A 13,613-nucleotide genomic window follows, 5' to 3' on the forward strand; every position below is an offset into this window, starting at 1 on the left:
ACGAGCGTTTTCTGCGGTAGCCTCCGCTGCCATAGTGGCAGGCGGCGTGGTGGCGCTGGTGCTGGGTCTCTCGTTCGCACCCGGTATCGAGGCTCCGCAAAGAGCGCTCGAAGCCATACTGCCCACGCGCAACACGCCCCCTTCCCCGACACCCACGCCGCAACCACCTCCGGCCGAGGCAGGCGCACCGCAGAACGCCCCTGCCCCACCCTCGCGCGAGAACGAACCCGCACAGATCGTCCAGCCTCCACCGAAACGACCGCCGCTTGTTGCGCCTCCCCCTGTCCCCGTAGCGCCGAAAGCGGGGACGGGGTCAGCTTCCAACCAGGGCGCTGCCAATATCGATGGTCCCGGTCAAGGATCGGGCGGCTCAGGCAATGGCACAGGCGGCGGAGGAAACGGAGGTCAAGGATCAGGGAACGGCTCCGGCCGCGGCGATCTCTCCGCATATCCGCGTCAGACCTCGGGCAAGCTGCACTATCGGGAGATTCCGAAGGCCTTGCGGCGCGATCACGGCGGGGTAATCCGATTGCGCTATCGGATCGGCGTGGATGGCCGCGTGAGCCAGTGCCGCGTATTGCAGTCGAGCGGCTTCCCCGAATTCGACCGCCAAACCTGCGAACGCATCACCGATCGCTTTCGCTTCAAGCCGGCACGCGATCGGGCAGGACAGCCAGTCCCTTTCACCATGACCGAAACCCACGGTTGGGATTACGAGCCAGGCGAATAGCCGCTTCGCGCTCGCGCGATGCCGTTTCGCAATTATCCGATGGACAAGCCACGCCTGCGCGCGCAGTCTGTACACCTGTACAGCATAATCCTTGGGAGAGGAGCCTACATCATGTCCATCACCGTCGAAGCCGCCAAGCCGCTGATTGGCGGCATCATCCATGTCTCGCCCGACCATCTCCTCGACGATGAAACAATCGAGACCGTCCGCGCCGAGCTGGAGAAGCGCGGCGTTCTGGTCTTCCCGGAGATCAACGTATCCGATGAGATGCAGCTCGCCTTCACCGACAAGCTGGGTGACCGCGTGAACTTCACCCGGCAGGTGCCGGGCTCCGATGCGGATACGGCAGACGTCTACAAGATCACACTGGATCGCAAGCTCAATTCAGAGCCCGATTACGTGCTCGGCACGTTTTTCTGGCACATCGACGGCATCACCATCGACCAGCCGCTGCCCAAGGCCACGGTTCTCTCGGCCCGCAAGCTCTCGGCAAGCGGCGGTGCCACCGAGTTCGCCAACCTCTACGCCGCCTGGGACAAGCTGCCCGAGGACGAGAAGCGAGAAATCGAAGATCTCACCGTCGTGCACTGTGTCGAAGCCGCGGTTCGTCCGGTCCACGGCCACCCCAGCGAGGAACGCCGCGCGCGCTACAAGGCCATGGCCGCCGTCATGGAACAGCCGCTCGTCTGGACGCATGAGGACGGGCGCAAGTCGCTGCTGCTCGGCACCCATGCGGACGGTATCGTCGGCATGCCCGGCCCGCACGGCCGCGCCCTGCTCACTCGCCTGCAGCAGTGGGCCGCCCAGCCCGACTTCGTCTACACGCACAAATGGAATGAAGGCGATCTGGTGATCTGGAACAACCAGGGCGTGATGCACCGCGTGGTGCCCTATACCGACGAAGGCCGCGTGATGCACCGCACCACGATCGCGGGCAAGGAAAAGCCCGGACACAAGGCAGACGAAGCCAATATCGAAAGAATCTACCAGATCGCTTGAGAATGGCGTTCCTGCGCTTGACGGTGCTGCAACGATAGGAGCATTGGCAAGGGCGATACTCCTGCCGCGAGTCTGCCCCTGCCATGCTTTCGCAGAAAATCCGCTATGCCATCCGGGCCCTGCAGCACCTGGCGGACAAGTATGGCGAGGGGCCCGTCCCGCTGGCGGAAATCGCCGAAGCGCAGAACATTCCGGCAAAGTTCCTGACCGTTATCCTTTCCGAGCTGTCCCGCTTCGGAATCGTCGACTCCCAGCGGGGCAAGGACGGAGGCTACTGGCTGGCGATTTCGCCGATAGACATCACGTATGGCGACCTTATCCGCATAATGCGCGGATCGCTTGCGCTGGTGCCCTGCGCCAGCCGCTTCGCGCATGAAAAGTGCAAGAACTGCGTCGAGGAAAAGGACTGCCGCACCCGCGCCCTGATGCTGAAAGTGCGCGATGCCACGGCCGACCTGCTCGATGGAGTACGCCTGTCGGACGCCATCGAATTGGCTCCCGAATTCGCAGAGCCAAGCGAAGAGACTTAGCCGCCTGTCATTCGCAAACCGGCGTCCGCAATCAAGGTCTCGCCGGTCACGCGGCACGAGGCCTCGCAGCCGAGGAACAGGACAGTGCCCGCAATGTCCTCCGGGGTGGAGGCGACCTGCAGCGGAGTGCGCTCGATGACGGACGCACGGATCTTGTCGCGGTGCGGCCCCAGCTTGTCGAACCAGACCGTGTCCATGAACCCAGGTCCCACGGCGTTGATCCGTATCCTGGGCGCCAATCCGCGCGCCAGTGTGAGAACCATCGTGTTGAGCGCGGCCTTGGATGCGGAATAGGCGATTGAAGACCCGTTACCCGTCACCCCGGCAACGGACGACGTGGCCACGATCGCCGCGCGTTCGGACCGTTCCAGCAGTTCACGGCAGGCGCGGATCGTCTGAAAAGTACCGACCACGTTGACGCGATAGACGTCGAGGAAATCGTCGCCGGAAAGCTTGTCGAGTTGATGCGCGTGGGCAGGCCGCGTCGTCTTGCCCGCGTTGCAGAACAGCGCATCGATCCGGCCAAAACGTGCTGCTGCAGCGGCAATCGACACGCAATCGGCGTCCTCGGCAACATCGCCCTGGACGACGACGGCGTCCGCGCCAAGCGCCCGCACTTGCCTTGCGGTTTCCTCGGCTTCCTGCTCGCTGCTGGCGTAGTTGATTACGACTGCTTTAGCGCCCTGATCGGCGGCGCCGACGGCTATGGCGCGGCCAAGGCCCGTCGATGCGCCGGTCACGACGACGACGGCGTCTTCATATGGTGGTTTCAATGACATTCCCTCCTCCCGACCCTCATGCGGGGTAGGAGGCAAGCCTTCAAGATTTTAACGTGGAACGCCTATTCCGGAGGCGAAGTCATCACTTCCCCGTGCTGCAGGAAATGCAGCAGCGTGCGCGCGAGATGATCGATCGCCATCTTCACGTTGGGACCGGGGCCGCCCTCGGTAATCTGCACGGTTGTGCCCTCGATCATGAACAGCATCATGTAGCACTTGATCCGTTGCGGTTCGCGTTCGTCGCGCGGGAGGGCATCAAGGTCAAAACCCGGAAAACGTCGGCCAAGCGTGGCGATAATGTTGTCGTGATGGCGATAGACCGGATCGAGAATGTCGGTCTGCAGGTTGGCACCGGCCCAGAACAGGTTGAGCGAATTGCGCCGCTCTTCCTGCTCCCCGCGCAGCCGCACGATCCACTTGCGCACCGACGACAGGCTCAGGCGCTTAACCGTCACCAGTTCGGCATAGATCTCAAGCTGATACTCCAGATCCTGCCGCATCAGGTCGAGCAGCATTTCATCCTTGCTGCGGTAATAGAGGTAGACTGTCGCGCGGCTGACGCCGGCTTTTTCCGCGATTTCCTCGACCGAAGCGGGGAAAAAGCCCTTGGTGTAAAACACCTTGCGTGCGGCGACCCGGATGCGTGCGATTGTCGGCTTGACCTTGGGACGAGAGGCCTTGCCTTGCGACGGTGTAGTGTCTGTCATAGACATTTGATTAGCTGCAACTGATTGACTTGGGCAAGTTAACAAAGGAACCGCCCCGTGACCCGGCGGTTTTCTCCCTGTAGGAACGCCGCGTTCGCAAGGATAGATATAAGAGGTTGCCCCCATGATGATCGACGAAACCCACGATCCGGCCCGCAAATCCTGGGTCGAGAGCGCCAACGGGCATGCCGATTTCCCGATTCAGAACCTGCCGCTGGGCGTGTTTTCACGCGATGGTGATTCTCCGCGCGGCGGCATGGCCATCGGCGACATGATCCTCGACCTGAGCGCGCTGGCCCTCTCCGGCCTGCTGGACGGTGAAGCTCTGGCAGCGGCCAGCGCTGCAAACGGTGCCACGCTCAACCCGATGCTCGCGCTCGGTACCGGCCCGCGCCGTGCCCTGCGCAAACGCGTTTCAGCGCTGCTTTCCGAAGGGGCCGCAGAGAAGGCGCAGGTGGAGTCGCTGCTCGTGCCGATGCGCGAGGCGGAGATGCACCTGCCTGCGCATGTCGGCGACTACACCGACTTCTACGTGGGCATTCATCATGCCACCAACATCGGCAGCCTGTTCCGGCCCGACAATCCGCTGCTCCCGAACTACAAACACGTGCCCATCGGCTATCACGGCCGCGCCTCGACCATCCGGGCCACCGGCGCGGACGTCATCCGGCCGCAGGGCCAGACCAAGGCTCCGACTGCCGATGCCCCCTCGTTCGGGCCCGTTGCCAAGCTCGACTACGAGCTGGAACTGGGCGTTTGGATGGCCACCGGCAACGATCTCGGTTCGCCGATCCCCATCGCCGAGGCCCTCGATCACGTCGCCGGAATCACTCTGCTCAACGACTGGTCCGCGCGCGATATCCAGGCGTGGGAATACCAGCCGCTGGGCCCCTTCCTCGCCAAGAACTTCCTTTCCACTGTGTCGCCTTGGATCGTGACCATGGAAGCGCTGGCCCCGTTCCGCCGCGCTCAGCCTGCCCGTCCTGAAGGCGATCCGAAGCCGCTGCCCTACCTGTGGGACGAGACCGACCAGAGCAAGGGCGCGCTGTCGCTGGAGCTCGATGTCTTTCTGAGCAGCGCGGCGATGCGGGAGAAGGGCATGGAGCCGCTTCGCCTGAGCCATGGGGCGGCCAGCAACATGTACTGGACTATCGCGCAGATGGTGACGCACCACGCTTCCAACGGCTGCCAGATGCAGACCGGCGACCTGCTCGGCAGCGGCACGATTTCCGGTCCCAAGAACGGCTCTCAGGGCAGCCTGATGGAGATCACCCGCAACGGCAAGGAGCCGGTGGAGCTTCCCACCGGCGAAACCCGCACCTTCCTTGAAGACGGAGACGAGCTCTCTCTGGCCGGCCACTTCACGGCGGACGGTGCGGTTTCAATCGGCTTCGGCGAATGCCGCGGAACGGTATCCCCCGCCCGCGCCTGAGCGCGTTCAGGCAACGCCGGTCACGACGCCGCGCCCGGCGCAATCGGCGATAGCCTCATCCGATAGCCCGATTTCGCGCAAAAGTTCCGCTGTGTCCCGGCCCATGGTCGGGGCACATTTCGGCTCCGGCGGAAGCGGGCTGCCATCGAAGGATACCGGGCCCGATACGATGGTCACCGGCGTCCCGTCCTCAACAGTGACATCGAACAGCACGTCGTTGGCCTCCGCCTGCGGATCGGTGACCAGTTCGCGCAGGTTCTGGATGACTTCCCAGGGCGCATCCCAGTCGGCGAATACCGCTCGCCATTCATCGAGAGTGCGCGATGCAAAGGCCTCGTCGAGCGCAGTGAGCAACGCCTCTCCATGTTCGACGCGGCTTTCGACAGTGGCGAAACGCACATCCTCCAGCATGTCCTCCCTTCCCGTCCGGCGGCACAATTCGGGCCAGTAGCGCTCAGGATCGAGGAACATCAGCTGCAGGAAGCGACCGTCCGCCGTCTCGTAGGCGCTTGTCAGGGCATGGCGGCCGGGATTGGCCAGCTTCGCCAGCTGCTCGTCGCTGAGCGCAGCTCCCATCGTGACATCGGCGGAGAGGATCCACATCGCCGATGAGAGCAGCGATATCTCCACGGTCGTCGGCTCGCCGGTGCGCTCACGATGAAACAGCGCCGATGCCATACCGAACGCCACGTTCATCGCCCCCGCATGATCGCCGAGCGCCGGCCGTGGCCGCGTCGGACGCTGGCCGGGCGTCGAGAGCATGTGGGCGAACCCGCCGCGCGCCCAGAAGCATGAGGCATCATAGCCTGCCCGATCGGCCTGCTCGCCGCGGAACCCCAGACCGTTGCCATGGGCGTAGATCAGCCGCGGGTTCCTCTCGCGCAACACGTCGAGCGTGAGCCCCAACCGCTTGAGCGCGCCCGGACGGATCGACGTGAGGAAGACGTCCGCCGTCTCGACCAGCTGCAGAAACAGCTCGCGCCCCTCGTCGCTCTTGAGGTCGATGGCGATCGAGCGCTTGTTGCGGTTGTTCAGTTCCATCGCGAGGTTCGCCGACTTGGTCTGGCGTCCATCGGTGATTTTCAACCGCCGGTAGGGATCGCCTTCGGGCATCTCGATCTTGATCACATCCGCGCCGAGATCCGCCAGGATCGCCCCGGCCGCGGGCACGAAAACGAACTGTGCCAACTCCAGCACCCGCACGCCCTTGAACACCTGCGTCGCGAACATTCCTGTGTCTCCCCATCATTCTCTGCGCGGTCGGTCGCCGCCTTCATTCGAAGCGTGACGATAGCCATGCGTGAAAAATGTAGCAAGCGCTTGGTTTTCAAATCTGCCAGGCTGAAACAAAAAAAGCGGGCCCCGGAAAAACCGGAGCCCGCCTTCATCTCAGGATAGCAATTCGCGGCGTTATTGGCCGAAGCGATACTTCAGACGAAGACCCCACATACGCGGTTCGCCCAGCAACGCTGAACGGAAGCCGCGAGATGTGTTCTCGTTGATGTTGAGATAGACGACCTCCTTGGTGACGTTGGTCACGAACAGCGTAGCATCGACCGGCATGCCGCCGACGTTGTTCCAGTTCAGGTTGAGGTTGAGGACGTTAGTGCTCGGAACGATGCCCGCGCCGGGGTTGGTCAGGACGTAGGGCGTGCCCGACGAATCCCGCAAGGTGGGACAACCCGGCGTCGTCGCCGTCGGGCAGCTATCCGCAACCGAGCGGAACTTCCCGGTATAGATCCAAGTACCGCCGAAAGTGATTGCGCCCACCGATTCCGGTAGCGGCAGCGTGTAGTTGGCGGAAAGCGTCAGCTTGTGCGGCTGCGCGTTCGGGATCGGATCGCCAACATTCGGGAGGGTCACCGTGTCATACGGGGATCCCGGCGCGAAAGTCGGAGCAGTCAGTTCCTTGATCTTGGTCTTCAGGTAGCCGTAGGCGGCGCTGATGCGCATGCCCTCGAACGGCCGAAGGTTGAGTTCGGCTTCGAAGCCCTGCAGCGTGGACGAGCCCGAGTTCACGATCGAGGCGCTCGGCGGCGCAGTCGGCGTGCCATCGGCGTTGGCGATCAGATCCTGCACACCCAGCAGCAGCTGCTGGTTGGTGAAGTCATTGTAGAAGCCCGAGATATTGAAGCTGCCGGGGATCACGCCGTGCCAGCTGGACTTGAGACCGATTTCGTAGGTGTTGACCTTTTCCTGATCGTAGGGCTGCGTCGTGTCCGGGCTGAAGATCGACAGGCCGCCCTGACGGTAGCCGCGGGTCCATTTGGCGTAAATCAGCAGGTCCTGCATCGGCTTGTAATCGAGGCCGATCAGCCAGGTGGGCGCCTTGGACGACTTGCTCTGGATGTCATGACAGCCATCGTAGATCGTGCTGATCGGGAACCTGGTCGCCGACGTCACGGTCGTCCCGGACGTATTGGAGACGCCGATCGGCGCGCCGCAAGTATAGTAACCGCCGGCAAGGTTCGGGCGCAGTTGCTGAACGTCGGTGGTCTGCTTGTCCCACGTGTAGCGCAGGCCTGCGGTGAACTTCAGTTGATCGGTGATGTCATAGCTGGCCTGCCCGTAAACCGCATAGTCCTCGAACTTGGTGGAAGACAGCTGGCCATTGATCGACCCGAACGAGAAAAAGCCGTTCACGCCCGGCGCGAAGTAGTTCGGCAGGACGGTGAAGGGGCAATCGTAGGAATCGATGTCGTTACAGGCCGAAAACGTCGCCGTCTGCACGCCAGATTTACCGAGTGGATCGCTGATCTCGGAATAGGCACCGACCTGCCAGTTGAGGCGACCGTCAGTCGAAACGCCCTGCACCTGCAGTTCGCCGACAAAAGTCGACTGGGCGTTGGTAAGGCCCGTGTAGGGATTGATGTGGGTGAAGGCAAAGCCGGTAACCTGGCTGCCGGAAGTCTCGGTCCCGGACGGCACGTTCGGGTTGAGGAAGTAGTTCCCGAACAGGTCCAGATTGGTCTTGCCGCGGAACTCACCATAAGAAAGGATGCCCTTGACGGTGATGTTGTCGCTAGCCTGCCAAGTGGTCTTGTTGATGATCTGCCATTGCTCGATGGTCGATTGCGAATCCGGCAGGCGGTTGGACACGGTCCAGGGATCGTATGCCGCCTCACGCGCCATCTGGGATACGGCCATGTCGCCGAAGGGAATTCCCGATGCGTTGACACCGGCAAACGCTTCGATGATCTTCGGGATCGTGCCGTTGCTCTTCGACTTGGTGTAAGTTGCGACCGTGTAGTTTTCGAGGTCGGGCGTCAGGTCCGCCACGATGCTGGCACGGAACGTCCAGTAATCGAGATTACCCATTCCCTTGTTGCCGTAACGGCCATCGCCAAGGTTGCCGATGTTCCTGAGATACCCGTCGCGTTGCTTGTGCTCGCCGCCAAGACGGACCTTGAAAGTATCGGCCAGCGGGATGTTGAGGACGGCTTGAACGCCGAACAGGTCATAATCGCCTACCGTGCCCTCGACATAGCCTTCCAGTGCGTCGGTCGGCTTCTTGGGGACGAGCAGAACGGCGCCGCCGGTCGAGTTGCGGCCGAACAGGGTGCCCTGCGGGCCCTTTAGAACCTGCACGTTCTGCAAGTCGAACAGCGCTCCCGGACCGGCACCGTCACCGCCGAAAGACGCGCCCGAACCGCGCGGCGCCACCACGTCGGCAAAGTACACGCCCACCGTCGCGGTCGTGCGCTGTTCTTGTGTAAAGCCGCGGATCGAGAAGTTGGTGCTGTCCGCGCCGTAGCGGTTGTTGACCTGCAGACCCGGTGTGTACTGCGCCAGATCCTTGATGTTGCTCACGGCATTGTTGTCGATCGTCTCCTGACTGAAGACTGTGACCGAAACCGGCACGTCCTGCAGGCGCTGTTCAATGCGCTGTGCGGTGACGATGATGTCGTTGGCGCTGCCCTGATCCGCTGATTGCCCCATCGCCGGCGCAGCCGCAAACCCGCTGAGCGCGCTTGCGGTGAGCAGAATCGTCCTGTGGTGTAATTTCATGCATTCCCTCCCATGGTTACCCAATATTCTCGCCGCCCCCAGCGGCTGTTTCGCACCGCATTATTCGGAATCGAAACGAATGTTTTTCAGTTTCGAATTACATCGACGAATAATTGTTCGTCAATGCAAAAACACGAAACTTCGTATACAAATAGACAGACGTCTATTCCCGTATCTTTCCTGCCACAGGTTGGCGGAAAACCGGAACTGAAGAAGATATTTATGATCTACTGAGGATCATATGTAACTCTCCGGGAACATCGCGTGCACGGCCAAGGTATACATGCCTGCCTTACCATTCTGCTCATGGCGGCAAGCGTTTCCCAGACCTACGGCCCTATGGCTTCGCCGCCTCGGCATCGATCTGGGCAAAAGCTTCGAGCATGGCCTTCTTGGCAGCCTGCGCGGCAGGGAACCCCACGTAGGGAATCGCCGAATAGAAGATCTCTTCCAGCTCCACGCGCGAAAGGCCGTTCTTCATGCCCATGCGCGTATGGTAGACGATCTCGTCATGCGCGCGACACGCGATGAGCATACCCAGCACCGCACAACTGCGCATCTTGCGGTCGAGCCCATCACGCGTCCATACCTCGCCAAAGGCAAAGTCTATCGTCCAGTCGATCTGCTTCGCGCCGAACGCGACATTCGACTGCATGTGTTCACGCGTGGTGCGGGCCATGTCTTCGCCGTAGACTTCAGCGAATAACGCCAGCCCTTTTTCGTGCGCTTCCCCTCCCATAGTCCCCTCCGTCAGGTGCAAAGCACGTGGACCTTCGTCTCATTATTGGGGCCGCGCAAGGTTTCGAACATGGCCGGCGTGTCCATCAGGCCGACATTGTCGCTGACAATGGCCTTGGGATCGGGCGTTCCAGCGCCGCGAATGCGGTCGCGATCGAGCTGTTCGGCGATGTAGATAAACTCCTTCATCGAATAGCCCACCGCGAACTGCATCGAGACGCACTTGTAGCTGGCCATGCCCGGAATCACCGGATCGGGCGATGTGCAGAAGCCCAGCGAGATGATCCGCCCGAACTGCGCCGCGTGCATCACCGCCTTCATCAGCATACCTTCCGCCCCGACGCATTCGAGCACGACTTGCGGCGCCCCGCCGAGCACTTCCTGCACATCGCCGATCTCGTTGTCTCCGAAAGCCACGAAGGCATCGGCGCCCATTTCCAGGCACAGATCCTTGCGGCGCGAGGAGCGCGACATGGCGACGATCCGCCCTGCCCCCAGCCGCCGCGCCCAGTAGATCGCATAGAGCGCGACGGTGCCCCCGCCGAGCACGACGACGCTGTCCCCCGGCTGGATATGCGCCATCTTCGTCCCGTAGAGGCTGATCGCCATCGGCTCGATCAGCGCCCCGTCCGCCAGCGACAGCGTCTGCGGCAGGCGCGTCGCCACGCTGGCGGGCACCTTGGCCAATTCCGCGAAGCCGACCATCGCTGAACCGGGGCTGTTTCCGCACAGCACGTTGTTGCCATGCGCCGTGCAGGACGGGCAGGTCCCGCAGGCCACCGAAGGCAGCACCGCGATCCGCTCGCCCACCTTCCAGCCGGAAACGCCGCTGCCGACCTCCATGATCTCGCCCGCGTATTCGTGGCCGAACTGAACGCCCTTTCCGTAATCCCATTGCCCGCCCTTGGTCATCGACAGGTCGGTGCCGCAGATCCCGCAGCGATCGACGCGGATCAGCAGGTCCCCGGGACCGGGCACGGGATCGGCGATGTCCTCGATGACGATGGGCTTGCCCTCACCCGGATAGATTGCCGCTTTCATATCCCGTTCTCCCTCATCGTCATTGCGAGGAGGCGCAGCCGACGCGGCATTCCAGAGCTGCGCGAGACCGCCCTGGATTGCTTCGCTACGCTCGCAATGACGAAGTTTTGCACGTTCATGCCGTTCGCCGTTCCACCAGATCGTAACGCTCGATGTAGTCTCCGAACGGCGCGCGCGCTTGCTCTTCGCTCATCCCGAAATCGGTAATCGAATAGCGGTGCACGCCATGCTGCAACTCAGGCTTCTCCTCGATCCGCCGTGCCAGCGCGGCGCGCGTCTCCTCGGATATGTCCATGCCGATGAAGCGGTAGATCGCCTCGACCGTCTCCATCGGGCGCGCGTGGAAATCGGCGTGGACCACGTCGAGCACTTGTCCGGGATGCTTCTCGCGCACCTTTTCCGCCTTGCGCACCGCATTGGCCCATTTGGCGACTTCGCGCTGGAGCAGGTTCTCCGCGCGCTGCTGCGGCCGGTCGCCCTCCATAATGGTGTTAAGGTTCATCAGCAGCGAGACGAGGCTGGGCACGGCCTTGGCCGGATCGCGGTGCGTCTGGATCACCCGGGCATCGGGAAATACCGCGAAGAGCAGGTCAAGATGCTCGATATGCCCCGGGTTCTTGAGCAGCCAGCGCTTGTCCGGATCGTTCATCCCGATTAGCTGGACGCACTTCGCATAGTGCCGATAGGCGGCATCTTCGGGCTGACATTGCCACCACGCGTCATACGTCGCAGCCGACCAGCCGCAGGACCACAGGTTCGAGACAAACGACTGGCGCAGCACCATGCAGCACTCGTGCACTTCCTCTGCCGCGCGGTAGTGCGCCGCCTTGGCATCGGGCGCGGCTGCATATTGCGCTTCGAGTTGCTCGACCGTCTTGCGGAATTCGGGATAGTCTCCCCAGCTCTCGATGGGCGGGCGCGGCATGGGGCTGTCGAGCAGCCAGGTCTGCAGTCCCTGAAAGCGCTGATCGACAGCCAGCAGCCGGTGCAGCGCGGTGGTACCCGTGCGCGGAACGCCGGTGATGACCACGGGCGCAAGGATCGGCGCTGAATCGAAGCCGGGATTGGCCTTCATCGAGGCATAGGCCTGTGCCCGGCCCCGGAGCACTCCGACGACCATCCCCCATGCCACCCGCCTCCCGGTTTCGGAGAAGTGCGGGTCGTAGTCCATGGACTGGAGCAGCACCTTGAGGCCCGGCAGGTAGTCATCGGGTCCGAAATCGGTCAGGCCGGTTTCGGCGGAGACAACCTCATGCAACTGGTCGATCGCATGGCGAAAAGCACCGGGTGGATCGTAGGTCAGGTCCATAATTGGTTGCTCACTTTCCCAATCCTCCCTGTTCCCGCAGGGAATGGGGAGCTGGCATTCGCGCAGCGGATGACGGAGGGGTAAAGGCCCCGCCACCACCAGCTTCGCCGGTGGTGGCGGGGCCCATCGCTTCGCGACAGGGAGGATCTTCCGGCGGCCACTCTCACCACCGCCTCCTGCGCTGACAGGCGACCACGCGGCGGCGGATTTCCTCTGCGCGCTGCCGGGGCGTCACCATCGGCGTCTCCTCGGGCAAGTGCTGGCGCAGGTCGGCCAGTTTCACACGTGTGATCGTCGGGAGCGGCTCGCTGTCGCAATCGTACCAGCGGCCATAGATGCCGCCTTCCCTATAGCCGGCCGGATCGAGCCAGTTGGGCACCCCGGGGTCGGTCAGTGCGATCACGCCGCGATACTTCCCGTCACTCGACAGCGTGGCCATCGCCCCGTTGGTGCTGCTGAGGCGATAGACGTATTCGAGCGCGTTGAAGTAGGGATCGTTGAGCTGGATGTTCCAGTACGGCGCCCGCTCGGGAATCTCGGTCTCTATGATCAGCGCCTCGTCGTCCTCGAGCTGGAATACGGCGGGCCAGTAGGTCTGCTTTACCAGAGCGCCGGGCATGCGCAGCGGCTCGAACACGTTGAAGCCGACGCGCTCCTTCACCCCGTTCTGCATCGCGTAGTAGAGCTTGGTCTTTCTCGCCGGAAACTTGGCCATCTCGCCGATGCGGTGCAGGATTTCCTCGGGCGAGAGGCGCGGCTTGGGCGGTACGGGATCGAGGCATTCTATCGACAGCACCGGGTCCACCTCACTGTGCCAGTCGTACATGCGATAGCGGGTGAACATGCCGCGCGCCTCGGGATCGATCGGCGCCCAGTGGCTATCGTATCCCCTGGGCCGTTCGGCGCTGAACACGATGGAAAAATCCTCGCCCAGCCCAATGCCGATGTCGTTGGTGTCCAGCTCGTTGTGCCCGCCCGGGCGCGGCAGTTCGTCCACGGTGCCCGAAAGCGCCTTTTGCGACGTGAATGAGAGGATCTTGCAGGTCCCGCGATTGCCCGAGACGCGGTAGGTCAGATCGCCCCGGATCGGCGACTGCACGTAGATGTCGTCCGGGTTGGGCTGGAGCGTGTAGACCGGGTTCCACAGCGGCGCCCAGTCGGGATGCTCGGCATCGGCGTGGAAGTACATGAAATAGGCGTAGGACAGGCTCGTCATCGTCTGGCGATAGACATCCGCCCGGTATTCCGGATCGTCCGGCCGCCAGGTGTCCTTCAGGTTGGCAACCGCGCCTTCCAGATCGGTCAGGTACGTCAGGATAGTGGGTTCGATCTCCATCGCC

At 62.6% G+C, this 13,613-nt stretch carries 12 protein-coding genes; 4 read left to right on the forward strand and 8 right to left on the reverse strand.

Going from position 1 to position 13,613, the window contains the following annotated elements:
• Positions 1–499: 499 nt before the first annotated feature.
• The 3 genes from IEX64_RS24425 to IEX64_RS11150 all read left to right on the forward strand — a co-directional run bounded on the left by IEX64_RS24425 (position 500) and on the right by IEX64_RS11150 (position 2,259).
• Positions 500–730, forward strand: a complete 231-nt coding sequence (locus IEX64_RS24425; RefSeq protein WP_229710202.1) for an energy transducer TonB — start codon at positions 500–502, stop codon at positions 728–730.
• A gap of 111 nt (positions 731–841) precedes the next feature.
• Positions 842–1,729 (forward strand): TauD/TfdA dioxygenase family protein, encoded by an 888-nt coding sequence (locus tag IEX64_RS11145; RefSeq protein ID WP_188819740.1) that lies wholly within the window; start codon positions 842–844, stop codon positions 1,727–1,729.
• Positions 1,730–1,812: 83 nt separating this feature from the next.
• Positions 1,813–2,259 (forward strand): RrF2 family transcriptional regulator, encoded by a 447-nt coding sequence (locus IEX64_RS11150; protein WP_188819741.1) that lies wholly within the window; start codon positions 1,813–1,815, stop codon positions 2,257–2,259.
• Here the strand turns inward: IEX64_RS11150 and IEX64_RS11155 are convergent.
• Complete coding sequence (locus IEX64_RS11155; protein WP_229710203.1) at positions 2,256–3,032, reverse strand: SDR family NAD(P)-dependent oxidoreductase; 777 nt, start codon at positions 3,030–3,032, stop codon at positions 2,256–2,258. The genes IEX64_RS11150 and IEX64_RS11155 overlap by 4 nt on opposite strands.
• A gap of 68 nt (positions 3,033–3,100) precedes the next feature.
• A complete protein-coding gene (locus IEX64_RS11160) occupies positions 3,101–3,745 on the reverse strand; it encodes a TetR/AcrR family transcriptional regulator (RefSeq protein WP_188819743.1) in 645 nt (214 codons plus the stop codon).
• Between the two features lie 124 nt (positions 3,746–3,869).
• On the opposite strand from IEX64_RS11160, the gene fahA reads away from it, so the two are divergent.
• Positions 3,870–5,177, forward strand: a complete 1,308-nt coding sequence (gene fahA, locus IEX64_RS11165) for a fumarylacetoacetase (protein WP_188819744.1) — start codon at positions 3,870–3,872, stop codon at positions 5,175–5,177.
• 6 nt (positions 5,178–5,183) lie between these two features.
• Here the strand turns inward: fahA and IEX64_RS11170 are convergent, their stop codons facing one another.
• The 6 genes from IEX64_RS11170 to IEX64_RS11195 form a co-directional block, all read right to left on the reverse strand.
• Positions 5,184–6,407 (reverse strand): CaiB/BaiF CoA transferase family protein, encoded by a 1,224-nt coding sequence (locus tag IEX64_RS11170; protein ID WP_188819745.1) that lies wholly within the window; start codon positions 6,405–6,407, stop codon positions 5,184–5,186.
• Positions 6,408–6,587: 180 nt separating this feature from the next.
• Positions 6,588–9,185, reverse strand: coding sequence for a TonB-dependent receptor (locus IEX64_RS11175; RefSeq protein WP_188819746.1), 2,598 nt, complete (start codon positions 9,183–9,185; stop codon positions 6,588–6,590).
• Between the two features lie 337 nt (positions 9,186–9,522).
• Positions 9,523–9,924, reverse strand: coding sequence for a carboxymuconolactone decarboxylase family protein (locus tag IEX64_RS11180; protein ID WP_188819747.1), 402 nt, complete (start codon positions 9,922–9,924; stop codon positions 9,523–9,525).
• Between the two features lie 11 nt (positions 9,925–9,935).
• Positions 9,936–10,964 (reverse strand): alcohol dehydrogenase catalytic domain-containing protein, encoded by a 1,029-nt coding sequence (locus IEX64_RS11185; RefSeq protein WP_188819748.1) that lies wholly within the window; start codon positions 10,962–10,964, stop codon positions 9,936–9,938.
• 115 nt (positions 10,965–11,079) lie between these two features.
• Positions 11,080–12,273, reverse strand: a complete 1,194-nt coding sequence (locus tag IEX64_RS11190) for a sulfotransferase family protein (protein ID WP_188819749.1) — start codon at positions 12,271–12,273, stop codon at positions 11,080–11,082.
• 163 nt (positions 12,274–12,436) lie between these two features.
• Positions 12,437–13,609: a hypothetical protein gene (locus IEX64_RS11195; protein ID WP_188819750.1), complete on the reverse strand. Its 1,173-nt coding sequence runs from the start codon at positions 13,607–13,609 to the stop codon at positions 12,437–12,439.
• Positions 13,610–13,613: the final 4 nt, after the last annotated feature.

The organism is Novosphingobium indicum, assembly GCF_014645195.1.
Taxonomy (GTDB): domain Bacteria; phylum Pseudomonadota; class Alphaproteobacteria; order Sphingomonadales; family Sphingomonadaceae; genus Novosphingobium; species Novosphingobium indicum.

Bases quoted from the DNA above. Each gene is read 5' to 3' on its own strand.
- IEX64_RS11145 (WP_188819740.1), top strand. From the start codon at position 842: ATGTCCATCACCGTCGAAGCCGCCAAGCCGCTGATTGGCGGCATCATC.
- IEX64_RS11170 (WP_188819745.1), bottom strand. From the start codon at position 6,407: ATGTTCGCGACGCAGGTGTTCAAGGGCGTGCGGGTGCTGGAGTTGGCA.
- IEX64_RS11150 (WP_188819741.1), top strand. From the start codon at position 1,813: ATGCTTTCGCAGAAAATCCGCTATGCCATCCGGGCCCTGCAGCACCTG.
- IEX64_RS11180 (WP_188819747.1), bottom strand. From the start codon at position 9,924: ATGGGAGGGGAAGCGCACGAAAAAGGGCTGGCGTTATTCGCTGAAGTC.
- IEX64_RS11195 (WP_188819750.1), bottom strand. From the start codon at position 13,609: ATGGAGATCGAACCCACTATCCTGACGTACCTGACCGATCTGGAAGGC.
- IEX64_RS11160 (WP_188819743.1), bottom strand. From the start codon at position 3,745: ATGACAGACACTACACCGTCGCAAGGCAAGGCCTCTCGTCCCAAGGTC.
- IEX64_RS11185 (WP_188819748.1), bottom strand. From the start codon at position 10,964: ATGAAAGCGGCAATCTATCCGGGTGAGGGCAAGCCCATCGTCATCGAG.
- IEX64_RS11175 (WP_188819746.1), bottom strand. From the start codon at position 9,185: ATGAAATTACACCACAGGACGATTCTGCTCACCGCAAGCGCGCTCAGC.
- fahA (WP_188819744.1), top strand. From the start codon at position 3,870: ATGATGATCGACGAAACCCACGATCCGGCCCGCAAATCCTGGGTCGAG.
- IEX64_RS11190 (WP_188819749.1), bottom strand. From the start codon at position 12,273: ATGGACCTGACCTACGATCCACCCGGTGCTTTTCGCCATGCGATCGAC.